Here is a 21,439-nt window from a genome sequence, read left to right on the forward strand (position 1 = left end):
GGTGGCCGGAGCCGAGAAGTTCCCGAGCTCTTTATGTGAGCTGGATCACACCAACTCGTTGTCCCCGCAAAGCGCCTGAACATCCGATGTATACCCATCAGGTGGCCTTTCGCGACAGCCGTGTCACGCTGGCACCATGACGGCCATGGGAGCCGGACCCGCACTCCGCCTCGCGCGCGCCGCGGTCTTCGCCGCCGTGTGCGTCCTGGTGTCCGGGCTCGGCCACGCCCTGTCGTCCGGTGGCCCGCTGCCGCCGCGCGTGCTCGCTCTCGCCTTCCTGCCGGTGTGCGGCGCGGGGTGGTTGCTGTCCGGGAGGGAACGCGGCGGCGCCGTGATCGTCGGCGCGAGCGCCGCCGGACAGCTACTGCTGCACGCGGTGTTCAGCGGTCTGCATCCCCGTCCGCGCGGCGTCCACGCGGGACACGGCGCCGGCCACACCGGCACCACCGGCAGCGGTACGGGCGCGGGCGGGGGCGGCCACGAAAGCACCGGCGGTGGCGGCGAGTTGTCCCACGAGGCATTCGGTGAACTCCTCAGCCTGAACGGGCTCGCCGGACTGCTCGACAGCTCCGGCTTCACCTCCGGCATGCTCGGCGCGCACCTGCTCGCCGGCCTCGTGTGCGGCTGGTGGCTGTGGCGCGGCGACCGCGCCTTCGTACGGCTGATGGGCGCGCTCGCCCTGTTCGCCGCCGAGTTCGCGTACGGCTTCGCGTACGAACGTCTCCGCTTCGCCCACGCGGTGCTGAGCGGTGGTGGGCGCGAGCACCGCCCGGTACGTCGGCCGTCTCCCGTCGCGTACCCGCCGATCCGGCCACCGGCCCAACTCCCGGCCCCGCACGTCGTGTCGCGGCGCGGGCCGCCGGTCCTCGCGTTCTGAGCGCATTTCCGCTCCCCACCTTCACCGCTCTGATTCCACGGGCCACGCGGCCCGGACGCGAAGGACTTCTCGTGATAACTGCTGCCCCGCACACCCCTGCGCCCGCGCCCAGACAGATACCCCCCACCCGCATACATCCGACGACCGGAAGAAGCGCGCGGCCCGACGACTCCGAGATCACCGCGTGGGCGCTGGCCGCCGGTCTCGGTGACCGGCGCGCCGCCGAGCTGTTCGTACGGGCCACGTACGACGACGTACGCCGCTTCGTCGCGCACCTCAGCTCCGACGTGCGCGGAGCGGACGACCTCACCCAGGAGACCTATCTGCGGGCGCTGGCCAGCCTCGCGCGGTTCGCGGGACGTTCCTGCGCGCGGGTGTGGCTGCTGGCGATCGCGCGCCGGGTGGTCGTCGACCGGTACCGGCGGGCGGCCGTACGGCCCCGGATCGCCGACACCACGGACTGGGTGACTGTCGCGGACCGTGCTCAGCCCCGTCATCTGCCGGGTTTCGAGGAGTCCGTGGCGCTCGCGGACGCGCTGGCCACGATGGAGCCGGGGCGGCGGCAGGCGTTCGCGCTGACCCGGCTTCTCGGACTCTCGTACGCGGAGGCCGCCGACGCGCTGGGCTGCCCCGTCGGGACGATACGGTCCCGCGTCGCCCGCGCCCGGCGGGATCTCGCGGCGGTCTGGCAGCCCGAGGGCGCGAGAGCTGCGGCGGACGAGAGGGCGGCGGCAGGCGGGAGCGGGGCGGGCGGGCCGCGCGCGGCGGACGAGCGCGCGTTGACCGCCCTGGCCGGGTGACGCTCCCGTAATCGTGTGTCAGCGCGGGTGGCGAGCCCCGGCAAGCTCGCCGCCCGCGCGGCGCCGCGCGGTCCCGGCGACGTACATCACCAGCAGCGCGGGCAGCAGCACCGCCTGGGCGCTGACCAGCACCCAGAACACCGGTACCGCCGAAGCCCGTTCGGCCGCCTCGTACAGCTGTCCGCCGACCACGGCCGCCGCGAACGCCCCGAGCCCGGCCGCCAGCCGCTGTCTGCCGAAGACCGTCGCGGACGGGGCCGCCGACCGGTCGAGCGCCTCCAGGTCGTTCTTCAGGAAGAGGACGATCTCGCCGAAGCAGAGCAGGACCGCGCCGACCGCGATCCCCGCCCGGCCGCCGAGCGCGAGCACCGCCGTACCGGCCGCCATCGCGCCGAAACCCACCCGCAGCGCCGCCGCGTACCGCAGCGCCGCGAGCCGCCGCGCGAACAGCGGCTGGGCGATGACGAGGAGGATCGCGCAGCCCATGAGGACGGTCCCGTAGAAGGCGGTGGAGGTGCGGGGCACGGCGTAGAGGGCGAGGTAGTGCTGGAAGAACATGAAGACGTAGACGGCGAGCACGGTGAAGGCGAACGGCGGCAGCGGGAGCGAGCGTTGGGCACCGGAGGCCTCTTCCTCCGTCCCCGGGGCGCGCTCCTCCTCCGCCGCCCCCGCCTCGTCCGCCACGGACGGCAGCAGCACGTGCCCCATTCCCACCAGGGCGAACAGCACCGCGACGCCCGTGAACAGCCCCGCGGGCGACGTCAGTACGAAGGGAGCGGCGGCCGGCGGCCCGAGCGCGATGCCGGCGTTGAAGGCCGAACCGCTCGCCGCGAGCAGCGCCGGCCGCCGTTCCTGCCCGCAACCCGCCACCAGATACGCCTTGTTGGCGGGCAGGTACAGCGCGGCGCCGCACGACACCAGGAACAGCGCGCCCACCGCGACAGCCGGCCGGGTCAGGCCCGGTACGAAGGCGGCGAAGCCCGCCGTGCGTACGGCGAGCGCCACCAGCATCGTGGCCCGCAACCCGATCCGGGCCGCGAGCGCGGCCCCGACGACACCGCCGGAGAACTGCACCAGCGACGCGACCGCCAGTACGGCGCCCACCACCCCGAGGCCGAGCCCGAAGCGCTCGTGGAGGAGCACCGACATGTAGGGGAGTACGGCGAAGCTGCCGATCGTGATGAGGAACGAGGCGCCGAGCAGGAAGAGTTGAGGCCCCGTCAGGGCGCCGGGCGCGCCGAGCCGCCCCCTCACCTCCCCTCGGCCGTCTTCATCACCGGCCGCACCGTCGTCGCCGCGCTCCACGCCCGGTGCTGCGCCAGCTCCGCGGTCGCCCCCTGAGCGAGCACCATGCCCGTGCAGCCGCGCTGGTCGCCCACATGCTGCACGGCGTCGCCCGGAGCCCGCACCGGGTACCAACCCACCTCGCCGGGGAAGGCGTTGAGGCCCTCCAGCCCGGCCCACCCGTCGAGCACGCCGGGTTCGTCCGCGTACACGAGCACGAAAGCCACGGCAGGCCCGGTCGGGCGCAGCGGGGCGTCCAGCAGGCGCGGGCGGCGGCCGAGCGTGACGTCGACCAGCGCCTCGTAGACGTCGACCTCCAGCGTGCGGCACATCGCCTCGGCGACGAGGGCGCCGCCGATCCTGCGGTTGATCTCGACCAGCTCCGGTCCGCGCCCGGTGAGGACGAACTCGACGTGCGCGAAGCCCTGGTCGTGCCCGGCCGTGGCGAGGACGGAGCCCACCCACCGTTCGATCAGGGCCAGTTGATCGTCGGGCAGGGCCACCGGGAAGGCGGCGGCCTCCTCCCGTACGGCGGGACGGCGCGACGTCTGGCGGCTCAGCACCCCCAGCAGCCGCGTGTGCCCCTCCCAGCTCAGGGTCTCGGCGCTGTAGAGAGGCCCGGCGAGGAAAGGTTCTGCGAACAGGCTTCCGTTCAGCCCGCCCGGCCGCCGCGCACGCTCCTCGGCCTCCGCAAGCGCCGCACGCAGCGCCTCGTCGTCGTGCGTGATCCACACGTCCCGCGACGACGTCCCGGCGGACACCTTCAGCACGGCGGGCAGCCCGACGGCCTCGCGCACCGACTCTGCGCTGTCCGGACGGGGTTGGACCACCACGGACGTCCCGGCGCTCAACCCCGCCCGGTGCAGCGTCCGCCGTACGCGCGCCTTGTCACGAAGCAGTTTTACGGCCTCCGGATCCGGACCCGGCAGCCCGAGTTCCTGTGCGAGGTCGGCCGCGGGCCCGCTCCAGGTGTCCGTCGTGTTGATCAGCCCGGCGAGGTCGGGCACGCGCGCGAGCGCGCGGCGTACGGCGGGCGGGTCGAAGGTGTCGACGTCGATGACCTCCACGCCGTCGGCGCCGTCCGCCGTGGCCAGCTCGTGGCGGTAGACGCTCCGGTCGCCGGTCAGCAGGACGAAGCGGTGCCCGGCGGCGCGGCAGGCCCGCGCCGTACGCCCGAGGCCGAAGGAGAGTGCTTCCAGGGCGGCGATCGTCATCGGCCGGCCTCGCTCTCCGTCGTGACGACGGCGCCCGGGGGCGCGGGCCGGCCCGCCCACTCCATCACGGCCCAGGGCGGGCGCAGTTCGGCCAGTTCGTCGATCGGGTGGGGTTTCAGCGCGCCCGGTTCGGACGCCTCGGTGTGCCGGGCGAACACCCGCTCGGCGTAGCGGTGTCCGGTGTCCGCGCCGAGGACCAGGTGCGTACGGCGCGGATCGCGCGCCGCCTCCCAGGCCGCGACGAGATGCGCGGCGCCGGTGGACAGCCCCGCGAACACCGCGTGCTCCTTGAGCAGCGCGACGGCGCCGGCCATCGCGTGCCGGAAGTCGAGCCAGTGCACGGTGTCGTACAGCTCGTGCCGCACGTTCCCGAAGGGGATGGAGCTGCCGATGCCCGCGATGATCGCGTCCGGATCGCTGAAGCCCTCGCTGCCGAACGTCACGCTGCCGAAGGGCTGGATGCCCACCAGCCGTACCGGGCGCCCGTCGGCGCGCAGCGCCCGCGTGAGTCCGCCGGTCGACGCGCCGGTGCCGACGGTGCCGACGACGGTCAGCTCGGCCCCGGGCAGGGCGGCGGCGGCCAGGTCGGCCAGCTCCCGGTAGCCGGTGTGGTGCACGCCGTCGTGGTACTGCCGCATCCAGTGGAAGTCCCGCCGGGAGTCGAGCAGTTGGCGTACGTGCCGGACCCGTCGCTCCTGGTCGAGTCTGAGGCTCTGCGACGGCGGCATCTGGTCCACGGTCGCGCCGAGCACCTCCAGCTGGGCGCGCATCGTGGCGTCCACGGTGGTCGAGGCCACGATGTGGCAGCGCAGACCGTAGCGGTGGCAGGCCATGGCGAGCGCGAGGGCGTAGATACCGCTCGAACTGTCCACGAGGGTCTGGCCCGGTACCACCCGGCCGCGTTCGAGCAGCTCGCGCACGGCGCCGAGCGCCGCGTACACCTTCATGGTCTCGAAGCGGGCCAGCACCACGTTCTCGGAGAGCCGGAGGAAGGCCGGGGCTTTCATGGCATCGGTGATGTGGTCGTGCACGGGGACCGACAGGCGGGGGGTGGCGGGGCTGAGCTGGGGCATGGCGTACGGGTCCTCCGGGGCTGTGGAGCGTGGCGTACGGGAGTGGGGGGCGGGGCGGTCCGGGCGGGCCCCTGCCCCGGGTGTCGCCGGGCGTCACTTCTTCAGACCCCGGACGATCAGACGGCGCGAACTCTGGTCGTACGGACCGCCGTCGAAGTCCCCGAAGCACTCGACGTCCGTGAACCCGGCCGCCACGAAGAGGTCGTGCAGTTCGGCGGCGCTGTAGAGGAAGGACCTGATGGACGCGGTGCGGGCGGTGTCTCCGCGGACGAGCGTCCAGTCGGTGCGGAGCCTGCGCCAGCTGTCCAGGACGGTGTCACGCTGCACGACGTACGAACCGTCCGGCAGATCCACAGCCTGTGGACGGCCGATCCAGCCCGCGAGCACCTCCTTGCCCATGACGTCGACCAGCAGCCGGCCGCCGGGGGCGAGGCTCTGCCACGCGTTGCGCAGCACCTGGAAGTTGTCGGCGGCGTCCTCGAAGTAGCCGAAGGAGGTGAAGACGTTGAGGATCACGTCGTACGCCTCGGGGGCGGTGTACGTGAGCATGTCCTCGCGTACGAGCCGGATGTCCGCCTCGGCCGCCTGGGGGGCTTCGGGGGCCTCGCGGGCTTCGCGGCAGGCGGCTTCGGCGCGCTCCAGCATGGCCGGGCTCAGATCGACGCCGGTGACGCGGTAGCCGCGTGCGGCGAGGGGGACGAGGAAGAGGCCGGGGCCGCAGCAGAGGTCGAGGACCCGGGAGCCGGGCGGGAAGTCCAGCAGCGGGGCGGTCCTGACCAGCTCGGCGACGGTCTCGGCGCGGGTGCCGGAGAACATGGCCGGGGCGAAGTCGACCCACAGGCTGTCGTCGTCGTACCAGTCGTCGCGTGTCACATCGGCCTCCACGTGTCCTCGTGCGTCCGTCCGCGTCCTCATGAGTTGTCGCGGCGTGGCGGGCCCGAGTTCCCGGTGCGCGCGAATTGGCGAGAGGTGGCCATGGCGGGCGGTGGGGGAACCCGGCGGCTCGCACCGGCCGTTCTCTCCTCGACGGATCGACGGATCGACGAACGATTCGGAACAGAGGGGGAGGAGGGCGGCACGATGCTCGACCTGATCGCCGGGGGGAACGTGTCCCTGCCCGGGGGCGCGCTCGTGATCCGGGTGCCGGGGCCTTTCGACCTGTCCGTACTGGTCACGGGCGAGGACGGCAAGGTCTCGGGCGACGGTGACTTCGTCTTCTACAACCAGCCGTCGGCGCCCGGCGCGACTCTGCGGGGTGACACGGTCACGGTGGACGCTGGGCGGCTGCGGGCCGGGGCGAGCCGGGTCACCGTGGTGGTGAGCGCGGCCGATCCGGCGGTCCCGCTCGGGCGGCTGCCCGTGCCGACGCTGACGGTGACCGGGAGCGGCGGCCGGGGGCTCGCCCGGTTCACACCACCGCGCCCGGCGCACGAGAGCGTGCTGCTGCTGGTGGAGATCTACCGCCGGGGCGGCGGCTGGAAGCTACGGGCCCTGGGCCAGGGCTATGTGGACGGGCTGGCCGGGATCGCGCGCGACTTCGGCGTGGAGGTGGCCGAGGACGACCCCACGCCCGACGACGGTTTCACCGCCCTGGTCAACGCCGAGCGCTCGCGGTCGGGCGCGCCGCCCGTCAGGGCCGACGCCCGGCTCATGGCGGCGGCACAGGCGCACTGCGCCGCCATGGCGGCCGACGGCCGGCTCGGCTCCGCGCCCGGCCGGCCGGGCGTCTCCCTCTACCAGCGGGTCACCGCCCAGGGGTACGCGTATCTGACGGTCGCCGAGCAGCTGGTCTCCGGTCCTCGTACGGAGGCCGACTTCCTGGCGTACTGCCTCCTCGACGCGCGCCTGGGCCGTACGGTGCGCGATCCCGCCCTCTCGGATGTGGGGGTCGCCCATGCCCCGGCCCCAGACGGTGACATCTTCTGGACGGCGGTGTGGGCGGGCCCCCTGACCCCGCGCGGACTGGCGGCCTTCGCGTCCGACGTCGTCGCGCTCACGAACGCGGAGCGCGGGGCCGCCGGCCTGCGCCCGCTGGCCGGTGACCCCCGGCTGACGGCGGCCGCGCAGGCGCACAGCGACGACATGGTCGCGCGGGGCTTCTACTCCCACACCGGCCTCGACGGCCGGGGGCCGTGGGACCGGGCCGCCGCCGCAGGCTGCACGCACCGTGGCATCGGCGAGAACATCGCCTGCGGTCAGCGGTCGGCGGCCGAGGTGGTCCGGGGCTGGATGGACAGCCCCGGACACCGGGCCAACATCCTGGGGCCGGACTTCACCCACATAGGCATCGGCTTCCGTGGAGGCGGCGAGAGGGGTACGTACTGGACCCAGCTGTTCGGCGCGGCGCGGTAGCCGGGATCAACTCGCGCAGTACACATCCTTTTCAGGGCGCTCGCCGGTCTTCAGGAAGGTGGTGACCTTGCTGTCGCCGCAGGCATTGCCGTTGGCCAGGTACATACCGTGGCCGCCCTGGTCGACGGTGACGAGCCGGGCGCGGTCCCCCAGGGCCTCGCGCATCTTCAGGGCGCCGAAGTAGGGGGTCGACGGGTCGCGCAGGCTCTGGATCATCAGGATGTTGGACGGGCCCCGGTCCGTGATACGGGTCGGCTTCTCCGCCGGGCCGGTCTTCCAGAAGGCGCAGGGCAGGACGTTCCTGGGCATGCCGGCGGTGAGGGGGTAGCGGGCGCGGTCATCCTTCATGGCCCGCGCGTATCCGGCGACGGAGCTGGGCCAGCGCACGTCGTTGCACACGACCGCCATCGTGACCGCCGCGTCCTCGTCCCGCGCGGGCTGGGCGACGTCCGGGGTCAGGACGGGTGTGGCGGCCGGGTCCTGGGCGGCCTGGACGAGCCGCGCGAGCTGCGGAAAGTTGGTGTCGGCGTAGAGGCCGCCGAGGAACGCCTGCCGGAGCATGCCGCCGGTCAGCGGGTTGCCCTCGGTGGTCGACTCCTTGGGCTCGCGGTCCAGCTTCGCCGCGAGCGTGAGGTACAACGACCTTACGTCCGAAGGCCGTTCGGCCAGCCGCAGCCCTTCCGCCTCCCGGTCCGGATGGGCGGCCCAGGCCGCGAAGTCGGGGAAGCGGTCCTCCACGGCCCTCGACGTGTTGGCCATCCAGCCCCGCTCGACCCGTGTCGAGTCCGGGTCACCGCTGCTGTCCAGCACCCAACGGTCGGTGCGGCTCGGGTACTTCTGCGCGTAGACGGCCCCGATGTACGTCCCGTACGAGGTCCCCCACGCCGACAGCTTCTCCTCCCCCAGCGCCTGCCGGAACCGCTCGATGTCCCGCACCTCGTTGGCGGAGGTGAGACTCCGCAGGACCGGGCCCCCGTTCTCGTCACACGCCTCGGCCGTACGGCGCGAGCGGGCCAGGTTCTCCCCGATCTCCCCGTCGGGGCCGGGCCAGGACCGCATGTTCGCCAGATACCGGTCGTCCGCGTCGAGCCCGCAGCTCGCCGTCGTACTGCCGCCGACCCCGCGCGGATCGAAACTCACGAGGTCGTACGCCCCGTCCATCTCCCGCTGCAACGCGGCCCCCTTCCGCGTCAGCGCCTGCACCCCGGACCCCCCGGGCCCGCCGGGGATCATCAGCAGCACCCCGCGCCGCGCCCCGGGCCGCTCACCGCGCACCCGGCTCACGGCGAGCGTCACCTGTTTCCCGCCCGGCTTCCGGTAGTCCAGCGGCACCTCCAACTCCCCGCACTCCTGCCCCACGGGCCCCCCGACCTGCCCGCACGGCTCCCACACGATCCCCCGCGCCCCCTGCCCCTCGACGGCCGCCGCGACCCCGCTCCCCCCGACGGCCAACGACCCCGCGACAGCGGCGACGGACAGTGCGAGGACGAGGGCTCTCTGGCTGATGTTCCGGTAAGTGGTCATGGTGCAAGGGTTGTTGAAGGGCCGGATGTTTCCCATGCGGCAGGCACGCATCCGTGGGTGGGGGTATCCCCCGGGCCACACTCAGTACTCCAGCCGTAGATCCTGATCTCGACGGCAGGTCGGTGTGGCTGGGCATGCGAGATGGCCAGTTGGGGTGCGGGGATCAGTGTCGTGTGGTGCGCCAGGCAGCCAGTGCCAGTTCGGCGACTTCGGTCAGCTCGGCCGCCGTTGCCCCGTCGCGGGCGCGCTGAGACATGCCCTGGATGACCGTGGCGAAGTACGCGGCCAGGGCACTGGGGTTGGCTGCATCGGACAGCTCGCCTGCCTGTTGGGCCATCCGTAGGCGGGCTTCGAAGACGGCCAGGTTCCCGTTGCGAAGGTCGCGGAGGAACGTCTCCACCTCGACGTCTTGCGGGGTGACGTTGGTGGCTGCGCTGATGGTCAGGCAGCCGGCCGGGTGGGAGGGGTCGGGATAGATGGCCGCTGCCTCCCGCAGGATGCGGGTGAACGCGGCGTGGGCGGTGGGTTCTTGCTCCAGGGCGACGCCAACGAACGCGCCGACGGGTGAACGCCCGTAGTGCTGCACTACCTCCTTGAACAGGGACTTCTTGTCTCCGAAGGCGGCATACAAGCTGCCAGGCCTGATGCCCATCGCTTCGGTCAGCTCGCCAATGGAGGTGGCCTCGTAGCCGCGTTCCCAGAACAGCCGGGTGGCCGCGGTCAGTGCCGCAGTGCGGTCGAAGGCCCGTGGCCGTCCTCGCTTCGCGCGTGTGTCAGTCACACCCCCATTTTAGAACGTCCGCTCAAGAAGCATGCTACGTTCTTTATTGAATAATCACTCAACAAATCGAGGAGTGGTCAACAGCGATGGGTACACGCACACTTGAGGGCAAGATCGCGCTGGTCACCGGCGGTAGCCGCGGCATAGGCCGGGCCATTGCGCGACGTCTCGGCCGCGACGGTGCCACCGTCGCCGTCGCCTACGCCCGCGACGAGGCGGCAGCGAACGAGGTCGTCGAAGGCATCCGCAAGGACGACGGCCGGGCGTTCGCACTACATGCGGAGTTGGGACGACACGGTGACGCGGCCTCCCTGTGGGGTGCCTTCGACGCATACGCCGACGACTACACGCCCGGGGGTGCCGTCGACATCATCGTCAACAACGCTGGCATCGGCCGCAGCGCCGACCTGGCGTCGCTGACCGAGGACGGCTTCGACGAGGTCTTCGCCGTGAACGTCCGCGCACCGTTCTTCATCGTGCAGCAAGGGCTGAAGCGGCTGTGCGACGGAGGGCGGATCATCAACATCTCCAGCGGCGCGGCCCGCCTCGCCCTACCAGAGATCATGGCCTATGGCGCCACCAAGGGCGCACTCGACACCTTCACCCTCAACCTCGCCAAGGAACTGGGGCCCCGAGGTATCACGGCGAACTCAGTGGCACCCGGCATCATCGACACAGACGTCAACGCAAGCTGGCTACGCGGCAATCCGGACGCCGAAGCTCACGCCGCGTCCCTGGCCGCGCTGGGCCGCGTCGGGCAGCCCGAAGATGTCGCCGACATCGTGGCCTTCCTCGCATCCGACGACGCACGCTGGGTGACCGGACGGGTGATCGACGCGACGGGCGGCTCCGGGCTGTGAACCTTCCTCCTCGGGCGGGAGCGCCCCGCGGCGAATTCCCGCCCGAGGGGACCCGCTGGCGAGATGCTTTCGAGGACATGATGGGCCGCGTGGCGAGCCGGTTTGCCCGGGTCGAACCCCGGCGTCGAGCTGCGCGGTTGGCGCTCGGGCTAATGTCGGACCTGCCGCGCAAGAACTGCTGGACGATCGCCGGGTTACGGAGATCCGCCGAGCCTGCTGCCGGATCTTTTTCACGGCCACGGGCCGGTCGAGTACGGCGTCGTAGCCGCGCCACGTCCCCCATGCCACCGTTGCCGAGCTGCTCCAGGAGTTCGTAACGACCGGCGATCGGCTGCCGTGACACCTTGCCTCCGCGTGTGCGTGTACGTGCCACCGGTCTGGCGGTGACACCGCCCCTGCGTGGCTGGGAGTCGAGTCTCCCGGTATGGCTATCTGTAGCACGACTGTGACAGAGCGTGGGCGTGGCTTTGAGTAATTACTTTCCGGTCAAGGGCCGGCTCCGTCGGGCCTGCTTTCTCGACATGCCGGGAGTTCACGTACTCGTCCCCGCCAACCACCCTTAAGGTGGGCAGAGTTGCTTCGAGACCCGGGGGCGTGCAGCGTGACCACCGTGTTAGGGACGTGCACTCTCGCGCTCGTCGCCGGGTACGCCGGTTCGGGCAAATCCGAGGCCGGCAAGCTGCTTGCCGCGGCGACGGGCTGGGCCATGCTCGACAAGGACACCATCAGCCGTCCCATGACCGAGCGGTTATTGCAGGCGCTGGGCGGTGATCCGGACGACCGCCACAGTCCCACCTATCTGGAGCATGCCAGGCCGCTGGAGTACGCGTGTCTCATGAAGGCAGCCTGGGAGAACCTTGAGTGCGGCACATCCGTGGTCGCCGTGGCGCCCTTCCTGATGGAGAGCGCCGACGCGGAGTGGGCGTCCCGGCTGGCACGCCGCTGCGGCAGGGCAGGTGCCCAGCTTGAGACGGTCTGGGTGCACAGCGATCTGGAATCCATGCGTGACCGGCTCATCTCGCGCAACGCCTCGCGCGACACGTGGAAGCTGACGCACTGGCCGACGTACACCAGCGGCATCGACACCGGTCGTAGACCGGTCATGTCTCATCACGTGATCGACAACCGCGTCGGCACCTCACGTCCGCTGGCCGAGCAGGTCGAGTCAATCGCGCAGCGGATGCGGGAGAACTCGTGAACGCGGTACTTCTCTACGGGCCGCCCACCGCCGGCAAGGACACGGTGACGGCGGCTCTGTGCAAAGAGGACGCACGCTTCCAACTCGTCACCAAGCTCAAGCACGGGACCGTCAACTCCCAAATCGGCCGCCTGACCATCCGTAATACCTCGATGGGTTGCGAGGTCACGATCATCGACTCCTCGCTGAACTTCTTTGCTCTGCACTCCTGCGGCTCCACCCGGCTGGAGCGCCTGCGCGTGGAGGAACTCGTACAGATCAACGTTCTGCGAGGACCGGTCCGGATCACCGACACCCGCGTGTCGTCGCTCGTGGTCCGCAGCCAGGCGACGGGTGGCCGTCTGGGACGGCCCCGCGTGACGGCGCGCGGACTACGCGCACGCGAGGACATCACGTTCGACGACCTCTGGCTGTCCGCGCTCGACCTCGATGATGTCGAGACTCCTGAGTTCACCTTGCAGCGGGTGCGACTGGACGAACCGCTGCGGGCCAACGAGCTTCGCTGCACCGAGACAATGCGAGTGAACGGCTTGGTGATTCCCGCCGAGGACAGCACAATCACCAACAGCACCCTCCGAGGCCCCCTGGAAGTCCGCAACCTGGGGCTCTGCGCCAGCACGGACGGCAATCGGACGGACGCCGCCGCACGACTCTCCCTGCACAACACGACAGTCGCCTCGCTGACTTCCTCGTCCGAGGCGTCATCGGTGATCGGCCTGCACGGCTCTTCGATCACGGGCACCCTCGGACTTCCGTCGGGCAATGCCCGCTACAGCCTCGACAGTTCCTCCAGCGTCGGTGACATGGAACTCGCCGGCCAGGTCTTCCGCGACGGCGGTCAGATCCTGTCGTTCCTGGAGCGCTCCTTCACCGAAGTGACTGCTGTGGCACTGGAGTCCGTACGGTCCGCATTGGTCAGAAGGAACAGGAACCGCGAGGTGGACGAGCTCTACTACCTCGCGCGACAACGTGAGACGGCCGACCTCCCACCGCTGCGGCGGGCAATCGGGCGAGGGATCCTCGGTGGTGTCCTCGGCTGGGGAGTGCGCGCCCGCAACCCAGCACGTGTGCTCGCCTCCGGGGTCTTTCTGACAGGCGTGATCCTTCATCTCGTAGGCGCGATACGCGAACCGGACCAGGGTCTGACCGACCTGACCACCGTCGGCAAGTCCTTCGTTCTGGCCATCGCGTTGTGGCTGAACGTCGGAACCGGTATGCCGTCGGAGCTCAAGACCGCCGAATGGACGGCACTTGCGGTGTCGTTCACCGCGACGGGGCTGCTGTTCACCACGCTGATCGTCGGCATGGTCATCCGCAAGCTGGTGCGTTGAGATTCGGGTCGGTCGTGGGCCGACGTGCCAGAGTGGCCGTCATGGAAGAGAGCGCGGACGCTGACGCACGGGCGGGGGCGGCGGCTGTCAGCTACGGACTGCGAGGGAGATCGTTCCTGGTGACCGGCGGCAGCCGGGGACTGGGGTACGCGGTAACCCGGCTGCTCGTCGCCGAGGGGGCGTCGGTCGCGATCTGTGGCCGCGATCCGGAGATCCTGGCGCGGGCGTCGTCGGCGCTGCGCGAGGAATTTCCGGAGGCCGCCCGCATCGTGACGGGAGCGGTTGACGTCCTGGCGCCGGACGAGCTGGAGGACTTCACGCGCCAGGCCGGAAGCGAACTCGGTGGTCTCGACGGCCTGGTGGCCAATATCGGGGGCAAGCGCGGCGCCGGGCTCCTTGACTCCACCCGCGAGGACTGGCAGGCGACCTGGGAGCTGAACGGCGGCCATGCGGTTCGTACGGTGCGTTCGGCACTGGACTGTCTGCGCCCCGGCAGCTCAGTGGTGATCGTCGCTTCCATCTCCGGTTGGAAGGCCCGCTTTCCGGCACAGTACGGGGCGGCCAAGGCATCGGAGATCTACTTGGCCGGCGCCCTGTGCCAAGAGCTAGCCCCGTACCGGGTCCGCGTGAACACCGTGAGCCCCGGTTCGATCCTCCTGCCGGGCAAGAGCTGGGACCGCCTGCGGCAGCGTGACCCGCAGACCTACGAGGAGTACGCGGAACGCAACCCCAGCGGGCGCCTGCTGAACCCCGAGGAGGTCGCCCGTGTCATCGCCTTCCTGCTTTCGCCGGCTTCCGGAGCCGTGAACGGCGCGCATGTCCCGGTCGACGGCGGTCAGCCGCAGGCGGGGTTGTGACCCGCGCCCAACGTTGCCCACACCGTTTTGCCCGGCCCGTCGAAGCGGGGGTACCAACCCCAGTCGTCCGCGAGCGCGGCCACGAGAATGAGTCCTCGTCCACCGTCCTCGTCATCTGGCGGGCCGGGTGTGCCGACGGGGATGGGGGCGGGGGGCTTCTCGCCGCGCGTGTCGGTGACCTCGACTCCTACGGAAACGCCGCCGACCGTGCGCGCGGCTGTCAGCCCCAACCGGAAGTCCCTGCCGGGCACGTGCCCGTGACACACGGCGTTCGCGCAGAGCTCCGCCACGATCAGCGTCAGCGCGTCGTGCGCGTCACTCCCGTACGCGATGCCCCACACATCGAGGCGTTCCCCGGCCAGGCGTCGCGCCAGACGGGCACCGCGCGGGGTTGAGGAGAAGCGCATCGCGAAGTGGTGCGTGGGAACGGGGGGTTGGGTGGCACGGATGGGACGTACGGGAAGGGGCGGTTTTCTGTTCATGCCCTCACGGTGACGCTCAGTGGCATAGCGTGACCAGAGGTGACTCGCCGTCGCGGACCGGTTGTACGCGTCGGCGTGCGGCATGTACGCGCGTGGAACAGGTGACGGGATGACGACACAGGACGAGACGGACGCGCAGGCGGGTCAGGACGCTGATACGGATACGGATTCCGGGCAGCCGCCGGAGGACGGGCGGGCTCCGGGGTGGTCCTGGCCTTCGGTCGGCAGCTGAAGTTACTGCGGGTGCGGGCTGGACTGGACCGGACGGAGTTCGGGAAGCGGGTGGGGTACGCGGCCCAGTCGATCGCGTCGTTCGAGCAGGGCAGACGGATCCCGCAGCCGGTGTTCATCGACCGTGCGGATGAAGTGCTGGACGGCGGGGGCGTGTTGCAGGCGTTGAAGGAGGAGGTGGCGCGGGCGCAGTACCCGGCGTTCTTCCGGGACGCGGCGAGGCTGGAGGCGAAGGCCGCGGCGCTCTGCGTGTACGCCGTGTACGCGATCCCCGGTCTACTGCAAACGGCAGAGTACGCACGAGCCGGGTTCCAGATGGAGCGCCCCTTGCTGAACGACGACGTGATCGAGCAAGGTGTTTCGGCCAGGCTGGCCCGGCAGGATATTCACGACCGACGCCCCGCGCCGCTGCTGAGCTTTGTGGTTGAAGAGGCCGTGCTTCGTCGTCCAATCGGTGGCGCGGCAGCTCTGCGTGGTCAGTTGGAGCATGTGCTCCTCGTCAGCCATAAACGAAACGTCGAAATCCAGGTGATGCCGACCAACCGAGAGGACCATGCGGCGTTGGGTGGGCCGTTCACGCTGATCGACACTGTTAAAGGCCAGCGCATCGCCTACGCCGAAGTGCAGGGCGACAGTCGTCTCTACACTGGCCAGGCAAAGGTCCGCGAGCTGGAAGCCCGCTATGGCATCATCCGGTCTCAGGCGCTCACCCCGCGTGAGTCTTCGGAGTTCATTGAGAAACTGCTGGGGGAGAGATGACTGTTCAGCCCACTGAACCGACTACTCCGCGGTTGGAGTGGTTCAAGAGCAGTTACAGCACCGGTAACGGCGGCGAATGCGTAGAGGTCGCCGCCGCCCCCACACACGTGCACATCCGCGACTCGAAGTGGCCGAGTGGCCCCATGCTGACCCTGGGACCCGGCGCGTGGGCCAGCTTCGTGGGGCTGATCGCCGACTGACTCGGCTCGCGCAGCGGGAAGTTTCAGCCACGCGGCGTACGGACGCAACGGCGGGACCCTCCCGCGCGTCCGAACTGTGCCCCGTCCAGACCCTCTTCGCAGACGCACGGTGTCCACCTCCCCAATAAGCCAATCCCTCGCACCCCTCGCCGCCTCGGTCAGCGCGTACAGCCCCGCCAGATCAGCCGGCCGCTCCGCCTCGACGCGCTCACACAGGCGCGTCAGGATGTCCCGCCCCTTGTCGAGGAGGTGATCCGGAAAGTACTCGTCGGCGCACAACGCCCGCAGAAACGCGCGCTCCGCCACCAGCTGGTTCGTGATCGACACGCTGATCCCCATCCCCTCCGAAGAGCCGGTGCTCCGATCCTGCACCAGGGGTCTGACACTGCGCATTTCTCAGGAAATGAGCCAGTTGTGCGAAAAGGTCGCAGCCACGTGCACGGAGCGATAATGTCGCGGCTTCAACCAATTGCCGCATCTGGGGCGCCCGAGGGCGTGCCGGGGAGGAGCCGGAACTCAATGAGCCGCCGTTCTCACGGACTGATAGGTACCTGGGCGGAGATCCAGCAGCAGCAACGGCGACAGGAAGAGGCGCAGCGGCGGTCGTGGGCGCAGGCGCAGCGGGAGCAGGAGCGGCAGCAGCGGGCCGCCGAGCGGGCCGCGTCGCGCAACCGGCGTGAGCAGCAGGCCGCCTACCGGCAGCGGCGGGAGGCCGATGCCCGGCAGCGCACCGAGGAGCTCGACCGTCGGGTCCATGTCCTGGAGAACCTGCTGGCCACCGGCTGCGCGGCGGCGGCGTTCACGCCGGCCACGCTCGCCAGGCCCGAGGAGGTCGAGCCGTTCGCGCCGGGGCAACTCGGCGTACCCGTACCGATGCCGGACCCGAACAACTACCCGCCCCAGCAGGGCGGTTGGGGGTTCGGTGCCAACCGGCAGGCGCAGGAGCAGGCCCGTGCGCGGTTCGAGTACGACTGGCGGGCCGCGCAGGAGGCGGAGGCCAGAAGACAGCAGCAGCTCGCCGCGTACCGCGCGCAGTACCAGCGGTGGGCGGACGAGCAGCTGGCAGCGGTACGCCACCACAACGCCGGCATCGCGGAGCTGGTCGCCACGCTGCACCGGGGTGAACCCGGCGCCGTCGTCGACTACTTCACCGCCGCGCTGTACGCCTCGCAGGGCTGGCCGGAGGACATCCCCCGGCAGGTCTCCGCGTCGTTCGACGCCCCGGCCCGACAGCTCATCCTGAACTGGGAGTTACCGGCGCTGTCGATCGTACCCGACGCGTCACTCGTGCGGTACATGCCGGGGGCCGACCGGGACAAGGAGGTACGCCGTCCCGCGACCGAGCGCCGTACGCTCTACCGCGACGTCCTGGCGCAGTGCGTACTCCTCGCGCTGCACGACCTGTTCGCGGCCGACCGGTTCGGCGTGCTGGACTCGGTGGTCCTGAACGGATTCGTGGACGACACCGACCCCGCGACCGGGCATCGGGCACAGAAGTTCCTGGCCACGGTGATGGTCTCGCGGGCTGCGTTCGACCAGGTGAATCTGGCCCAGGTCAGCGCCCCCGACTGCCTGGTGGACGGGTTGCGGGGCCAGCTCTCCGACCGTCCGGACCGGGGCACCGCCGTACGGCCGGGCCGGCTGCCCGGCGAGGCCGGGCGCAACGTGGTCACGCACGGCGGCGACGAGGAGCCCGACCTCTACGAGATGGATCCCCTGGAGTTCGAGGAGCTGGTCGCCGAGCTCTTCCGGGCGATGGGCATGCAGGCCGTCACGACCAAACGGTCGGGGGACGGCGGCGTGGACGTCGACGCCCTGGATCCCGAGCCGATCCGGGGCGGAAAGATCATCGTGCAGGTGAAGCGGTACCGCAACACCGTTCCGCCGAGCGCGGTGCGCGATCTCTACGGCACGGTGCAGGACGCGGGCGCCAACAAGGGCGTGCTGATCACGACATCGACCTTCGGTCCCGGGTCGCACGCCTTTGCCGTGGCGAAGCCGCTGACGCTCATCGCGGGCTCGGAACTGGTCGACCTGCTGCACCGCCACGGTCTGAGCGGACGGCTCGGAAGGCCCTCCCAGCAGCCGGTACGCGCGGACCCCGCGCCCGATGTCGATCCCGCCGGAGGAGCCGAACCGGATCCCGAACCCGAGTTGGACGACGCGAGCGTGCTCGGTCTGGCCTGGTCCGGGTCCGTCTCGCTGGACGTCTGCGCGCTCGTCTGCAAGGGCGGACGCGTCCTCGCCGAGGACCAGTTCGTCTTCTTCAACAATCCCCGCACCCCCGACGACAGCGTGCAGATGATGCCGGGCTTCGGTGAGGACAAGGCCGCCGTCTGGGTGCGCTTCGAGCAGCTTCCCCGGGAGGCCGACCGGCTGGTGCTCGTCGCCGCCGTCGATCCGGAGGCCAATCCCGACGCCGACCTGTCCGGCCTCACCAACGCCCGTATCCGGCTGTCGGACCCGTCGGGAACGGGCATCGACGAGCTGCCCGTGTCCGACGGCCGGGCCGGCGAGACCGCGCTGGTCCTCGGCTCGTTCCGCAAACGGGCGGGCGGCGACTGGGACTTCGTCACCGGCGGCAAGGGGTATCCCGGCGGGCTCGTCGCTCTCGTGGAGGAGTACGGCATAGACGTCGAGTGACAGACAGGGGGCGAATCCGCGCGGGTCAGGTGGAGCAGCAGTCCTCCGCCGGGCCGGCGGTGGGGAGGCGGCAGAAGCACGACGCGTTGACCGGTACGTCCGCGAGCGCGGTGGCGATCGTGAGCTGGTGCGCCACGATCCGTGCCTCCCCCGTCCTGCCGAGCCGTACGAGGCATTCGTGGAACCCGTGCAGCGCCCATACGTTCCCGGGGTGCTGGGAGGGTCGGGGGAGGGTGTTGTCGAGTCCGAGATCCGCGCGGTACACGGCTTCGGCCTCCGCGACGCGGCCCTGTTCGAGCAGTAGCGCCCCGTACGCGTGCCGGGTCGGCTGCATCCATCCCCACGGCTCGTCGAAGGGGAGGCTGTCGTCCAGCTCGATCGAGCGCTCCAGCGAGGCGAAGGCCTCGTCGTACTCGCCCTTGCGGTAGTGCAGTTCGCCGTCCAGCATCGCCGACGCGACGGCGAGGATGTCGTGGCAGGTGTTGTTGAACAGCATCCGGGTCCCGGGCACTCGCCCGACGGCGAGCCGGAATGCCTCGCGCTCGGCCTCGGCCTCGGGGATCCGGCCGGTCGCCGAGTACGCCACTCCCCGGGCGTAGCGGATCATCGCGGTGGTGACGCAGTACAGCTCGGCGTCGGCCGGCAGCGGCAGGGCGAGGATGTCCGCCCACCGGCCGAAACGGATCAGCACATGCACGCGCATCGCCGGGAAGGCTTCGAGCCAGTCCGCCATGGGCGGGCTCTGTACGCGCAGCAGTTCCTCGGGGATGGAGGCTTCCAGCTCCGCGGCGGTCTCCAGGGCGGTGCGCGACTGTCCCAGGAACATCGCGCCGTAGATCTTGAAGTGGTAGTTGTGCGAGCGGTAGAGCGTGTAGAAGTTCATCGCTCCGGCCCGCCGCCGGTACTTCTCGTCGGCCCTGATGGCTTCGCTGTTGGCCGACACGACCCGGCGGTAGTCGCCGCACAGAACGTCGAGATGCGACGGCATGTGGTGCAGATGCCCCGCGTCGGGCATCGATCCGCGCAACCGGTCGGCGATCACCAGGGCGTCCTCCGGTGTCGGAGACATCTCCATCAGATGGATGTACAGATGCAGGACGCCCGGGTGGTCGGCCCCGCCCTCGCTCAGCAGTGCCCGGTCGAGGACCGCCTTCGCCTCCGCCGTCCGGGCGTCGGAGGCGGGCTCGCCCGTGCGCAGGTCCCACAGGCACCAGGGGGTGAGGTTCATCAGGGCGTCCGCGTAGAGCGTGGCGACGTCGACATCGTCGGGCGCCAGTTCGTACACGCCGCGCATGGCTTCGGCGTAGGGCAGGTTCCAGACGGTGCAGTCCGCAGCCGCCTCCGGCCGCGGGTAGCGGGCGAGCAGCGCGTCGACGAGGGCGCGCTCGGTCGGGGTCGCGCCGGCCGCGCGGGCGCGGGCCCGCTCGACGGCGGCATGCGTCCTGCGGACGGTCCGCTCCAGGTCGAGCGGGTCGAACGAGTCCCACGGCTTGTTGTAGTTGGGGCCTAGCGCGTACGCGATGCCCCAGTACGCCATGGCGCAGTCGGGATCGGCCGCCGCCGCCCTCTCGAAGCAGCTGACGGCCTCTTCGTGGTTGAACGCGTACGTCCACGCCAGCCCCCGGTCGAACCAGCGCTGCGCCTCGGGCGAGCGCGTCGACACGGGCCGCGTGAGAGTCCCGAGGTCGAAGTACTCCATGAACGTCTCCTTCGAGGGGTGGTGACGGGGTGGTACGGCCCGGCGACGGACGGCTCGGTGACGCGCGCGTGATCTTACGGTCCCGTGACATGCCGTGGCGGGTACCGACCGCTCCGTGACCGCGCGCCTAGCGTGGGCGGCATGCGTGTACTTGTCACCGGCGGAGCCGGGTTCATCGGGTCGGAGATCGCGGACACCCTCGTCTCGCGCGGCCACGAAGTCGTCGTGTACGACGCGCTGCTGCCCTCCGCGCACGGCGGGGCGCCGGCCCGGCCGATGCGCGACGGGGAGCGGCTGGTGGTCGGGGACGTGCGGGACCGGGACGCGGTCGGCGGCGCGCTCGGCGGGGTCGACGCCGTGTGCCATCAGGCCGCCATGGTCGGCCTCGGCAAGGACTTCGCCGACGCGCCCGCGTATGTGGGGTGCAACGACCTCGGTACGGCGGTGCTCCTCGCCGCCATGGCCGACGCGGGGGTGCGTTCGCTGGTGCTGGCCGGGTCGATGGTCGTGTACGGCGAGGGGCGTTACGACTGCCCGCGCCACGGTGTGGTCCGGCCCGGACCGCGAGCGGCCGCCGATCTCGACGCGGGGCGCTTCGAACCCAACTGCCCCGTGTGCGGGGCGGAGTTGACACCCGGCCTGGTGGCGGAGGACGCGCCCACCGACCCCCGTAACGTGTACGCCGCGACGAAGCTCACGCAGGAGCATCTGGCGTCGTCGTGGGCCCGTGCCACGGGCGGGCGCGCGGTGTCCCTGCGGTACCACAACGTCTACGGGCCGGGGATGCCCCGCGACACCCCGTACGCGGGGGTCGCCTCCTTCTTCCGCTCCGCGCTGGCGCGCGGCGAGGCGCCCCGCGTCTACGAGGACGGGGGCCAGCGCCGGGACTTCGTGCACGTACGGGACGTGGCCGCCGCCAACGCGGCGGCGCTGGACGCGGTGTCGGAGGCGGACTGCTCGGGCTTCGCCGCGTACAACACCGGCAGCGGCGAGCCGCACACCATCGGCGAGATGGCGGCCGCGCTGGCGTCGGCGCACGGCGGGCCGGCGCCGGTGGTCACCGGTGAGTACCGGCTCGGGGACGTACGCCATGTCACGGCCGATTCGCGGGCGTTGCGCGAGGAGCTGGACTGGAAGCCGGAGGTGGGCTTCAGGGAGGGCATGGCGGAGTTCGCGACGGCGCCGCTGCGGGAGGCGCCGCCGCGAGACAGGCCCTAGGGCGTGTCCGCAAAGTCTGTTGGTCGTTGGTAAGTCGTGGTGAGACGTCATGAGTT

At 71.0% G+C, this 21,439-nt stretch carries 18 protein-coding genes and 2 pseudogenes; 11 read left to right on the forward strand and 9 right to left on the reverse strand.

The genetic code is table 11. The annotated features are described in order from the left end of the window. Nucleotides 1-136 precede the first annotated feature (136 nt). Both IEY79_RS31230 and IEY79_RS31235 read left to right on the forward strand, forming a co-directional pair. A complete protein-coding gene (locus IEY79_RS31230; protein WP_229701271.1) occupies nt 137-877 on the forward strand; it encodes a hypothetical protein in 741 nt (246 codons plus the stop codon). 71 nt (nt 878-948) lie between these two features. Then, nucleotides 949-1,677, forward strand: coding sequence for a sigma-70 family RNA polymerase sigma factor (locus IEY79_RS31235; protein ID WP_373292665.1), 729 nt, complete (start codon nt 949-951; stop codon nt 1,675-1,677). A gap of 18 nt (nt 1,678-1,695) precedes the next feature. Here the strand turns inward: IEY79_RS31235 and IEY79_RS31240 are convergent, their stop codons facing one another. The 4 genes from IEY79_RS31240 to IEY79_RS31255 form a co-directional block, all read right to left on the reverse strand. Continuing rightward, nucleotides 1,696-2,931, reverse strand: a complete 1,236-nt coding sequence (locus IEY79_RS31240) for an MFS transporter (RefSeq protein ID WP_189111011.1) — start codon at nt 2,929-2,931, stop codon at nt 1,696-1,698. Continuing rightward, nucleotides 2,928-4,175: an ATP-grasp domain-containing protein gene (locus IEY79_RS31245; RefSeq protein ID WP_189111012.1), complete on the reverse strand. Its 1,248-nt coding sequence runs from the start codon at nt 4,173-4,175 to the stop codon at nt 2,928-2,930. Before IEY79_RS31245 ends, IEY79_RS31240 begins: the two co-directional genes overlap by 4 nt. Then, nucleotides 4,172-5,248 (reverse strand): pyridoxal-phosphate dependent enzyme, encoded by a 1,077-nt coding sequence (locus IEY79_RS31250; RefSeq protein ID WP_189111013.1) that lies wholly within the window; start codon nt 5,246-5,248, stop codon nt 4,172-4,174. Before IEY79_RS31250 ends, IEY79_RS31245 begins: the two co-directional genes overlap by 4 nt. Before the next feature lie 93 nt (nt 5,249-5,341). Further along, the gene (locus IEY79_RS31255) at nt 5,342-6,163 is read right to left on the reverse strand and encodes a class I SAM-dependent methyltransferase (protein ID WP_189111014.1); all 822 of its coding nucleotides are present in this window, start codon (nt 6,161-6,163) and stop codon (nt 5,342-5,344) included. A 165-nt stretch (nt 6,164-6,328) separates the two neighbouring features. Between IEY79_RS31255 and IEY79_RS31260 the strand changes: the two genes are divergently transcribed. Next, nucleotides 6,329-7,600 (forward strand): CAP domain-containing protein, encoded by a 1,272-nt coding sequence (locus tag IEY79_RS31260; RefSeq protein ID WP_189111015.1) that lies wholly within the window; start codon nt 6,329-6,331, stop codon nt 7,598-7,600. Nucleotides 7,601-7,606: 6 nt separating this feature from the next. Here IEY79_RS31260 and IEY79_RS31265 read toward each other — a convergent pair whose 3' ends face one another. Beyond that, a complete protein-coding gene (locus tag IEY79_RS31265) occupies nt 7,607-9,124 on the reverse strand; it encodes an alpha/beta hydrolase (RefSeq protein WP_189111016.1) in 1,518 nt (505 codons plus the stop codon). A gap of 163 nt (nt 9,125-9,287) precedes the next feature. Continuing rightward, nucleotides 9,288-9,905, reverse strand: coding sequence for a TetR/AcrR family transcriptional regulator (locus IEY79_RS31270; RefSeq protein WP_189111017.1), 618 nt, complete (start codon nt 9,903-9,905; stop codon nt 9,288-9,290). Between the two features lie 86 nt (nt 9,906-9,991). Between IEY79_RS31270 and IEY79_RS31275 the strand changes: the two genes are divergently transcribed. The 4 genes from IEY79_RS31275 (at nt 9,992) to IEY79_RS31290 (ending at nt 14,151) form a co-directional block, all read left to right on the forward strand. Next, entirely contained in the window at nt 9,992-10,765 is a 774-nt protein-coding gene (locus IEY79_RS31275) for an SDR family oxidoreductase (protein WP_189111018.1), read from the forward strand. Nucleotides 10,766-11,366: 601 nt separating this feature from the next. Then, nucleotides 11,367-11,963, forward strand: coding sequence for a P-loop nucleotide/nucleoside kinase family protein (locus IEY79_RS31280; RefSeq protein ID WP_189111019.1), 597 nt, complete (start codon nt 11,367-11,369; stop codon nt 11,961-11,963). Continuing rightward, nucleotides 11,960-13,294, forward strand: coding sequence for a hypothetical protein (locus IEY79_RS31285; protein WP_189111020.1), 1,335 nt, complete (start codon nt 11,960-11,962; stop codon nt 13,292-13,294). Before IEY79_RS31280 ends, IEY79_RS31285 begins: the two co-directional genes overlap by 4 nt. Before the next feature lie 119 nt (nt 13,295-13,413). Then, a complete protein-coding gene (locus IEY79_RS31290) occupies nt 13,414-14,151 on the forward strand; it encodes an SDR family NAD(P)-dependent oxidoreductase (RefSeq protein WP_229701272.1) in 738 nt (245 codons plus the stop codon). Here IEY79_RS31290 and IEY79_RS31295 read toward each other — a convergent pair. Beyond that, nucleotides 14,130-14,633 (reverse strand): ATP-binding protein, encoded by a 504-nt coding sequence (locus tag IEY79_RS31295; protein ID WP_229701273.1) that lies wholly within the window; start codon nt 14,631-14,633, stop codon nt 14,130-14,132. The genes IEY79_RS31290 and IEY79_RS31295 overlap by 22 nt on opposite strands. A 109-nt stretch (nt 14,634-14,742) precedes the next feature. On the opposite strand from IEY79_RS31295, the pseudogene IEY79_RS31300 reads away from it, so the two are divergent. Further along, nucleotides 14,743-15,623 (forward strand): annotated as a pseudogene (locus tag IEY79_RS31300) (helix-turn-helix domain-containing protein). Beyond that, entirely contained in the window at nt 15,620-15,823 is a 204-nt protein-coding gene (locus tag IEY79_RS31305; protein WP_189111023.1) for a DUF397 domain-containing protein, read from the forward strand. Before IEY79_RS31300 ends, IEY79_RS31305 begins: the two are co-directional and overlap by 4 nt. A 147-nt stretch (nt 15,824-15,970) precedes the next feature. Here the strand turns inward: IEY79_RS31305 and IEY79_RS37655 are convergent. Then, nucleotides 15,971-16,162, reverse strand: a pseudogene (locus IEY79_RS37655) (DUF5713 family protein); the annotation flags it as partial. A gap of 180 nt (nt 16,163-16,342) precedes the next feature. On the opposite strand from IEY79_RS37655, the gene IEY79_RS31310 reads away from it, so the two are divergent. Beyond that, complete coding sequence (locus tag IEY79_RS31310) at nt 16,343-18,466, forward strand: restriction endonuclease (protein WP_189111024.1); 2,124 nt, start codon at nt 16,343-16,345, stop codon at nt 18,464-18,466. A gap of 25 nt (nt 18,467-18,491) precedes the next feature. On the opposite strand, the gene IEY79_RS31315 is transcribed toward IEY79_RS31310, so the two are convergent. Continuing rightward, on the reverse strand, nt 18,492-20,165 hold the full coding sequence (locus IEY79_RS31315) for a tetratricopeptide repeat protein (protein ID WP_189111025.1): 1,674 nt from the start codon (nt 20,163-20,165) through the stop codon (nt 18,492-18,494). A 141-nt stretch (nt 20,166-20,306) separates the two neighbouring features. Between IEY79_RS31315 and IEY79_RS31320 the strand changes: the two genes are divergently transcribed. Next, nucleotides 20,307-21,383 (forward strand): NAD-dependent epimerase/dehydratase family protein, encoded by a 1,077-nt coding sequence (locus tag IEY79_RS31320; RefSeq protein WP_189111026.1) that lies wholly within the window; start codon nt 20,307-20,309, stop codon nt 21,381-21,383. The last annotated feature ends 56 nt before the right edge of the window (nt 21,384-21,439 follow it).

The sequence above is a fragment of the Streptomyces camponoticapitis genome (genome assembly GCF_014646115.1).
Lineage (GTDB): Bacteria > Actinomycetota > Actinomycetes > Streptomycetales > Streptomycetaceae > Streptomyces > Streptomyces camponoticapitis.

Bases quoted from the DNA above. Each gene is read 5' to 3' on its own strand.
- IEY79_RS31230 (WP_229701271.1), top strand. From the start codon at position 137: ATGACGGCCATGGGAGCCGGACCCGCACTCCGCCTCGCGCGCGCCGCG.
- IEY79_RS31245 (WP_189111012.1), bottom strand. From the start codon at position 4,175: ATGACGATCGCCGCCCTGGAAGCACTCTCCTTCGGCCTCGGGCGTACG.
- IEY79_RS31250 (WP_189111013.1), bottom strand. From the start codon at position 5,248: ATGCCCCAGCTCAGCCCCGCCACCCCCCGCCTGTCGGTCCCCGTGCAC.
- IEY79_RS31255 (WP_189111014.1), bottom strand. From the start codon at position 6,163: ATGAGGACGCGGACGGACGCACGAGGACACGTGGAGGCCGATGTGACA.
- IEY79_RS31260 (WP_189111015.1), top strand. From the start codon at position 6,329: ATGCTCGACCTGATCGCCGGGGGGAACGTGTCCCTGCCCGGGGGCGCG.
- IEY79_RS31265 (WP_189111016.1), bottom strand. From the start codon at position 9,124: ATGACCACTTACCGGAACATCAGCCAGAGAGCCCTCGTCCTCGCACTG.
- IEY79_RS31275 (WP_189111018.1), top strand. From the start codon at position 9,992: ATGGGTACACGCACACTTGAGGGCAAGATCGCGCTGGTCACCGGCGGT.
- IEY79_RS31295 (WP_229701273.1), bottom strand. From the start codon at position 14,633: ATGAACAGAAAACCGCCCCTTCCCGTACGTCCCATCCGTGCCACCCAA.
- IEY79_RS31305 (WP_189111023.1), top strand. From the start codon at position 15,620: ATGACTGTTCAGCCCACTGAACCGACTACTCCGCGGTTGGAGTGGTTC.
- IEY79_RS31310 (WP_189111024.1), top strand. From the start codon at position 16,343: ATGAGCCGCCGTTCTCACGGACTGATAGGTACCTGGGCGGAGATCCAG.
- IEY79_RS31315 (WP_189111025.1), bottom strand. From the start codon at position 20,165: ATGGAGTACTTCGACCTCGGGACTCTCACGCGGCCCGTGTCGACGCGC.
- IEY79_RS31320 (WP_189111026.1), top strand. From the start codon at position 20,307: ATGCGTGTACTTGTCACCGGCGGAGCCGGGTTCATCGGGTCGGAGATC.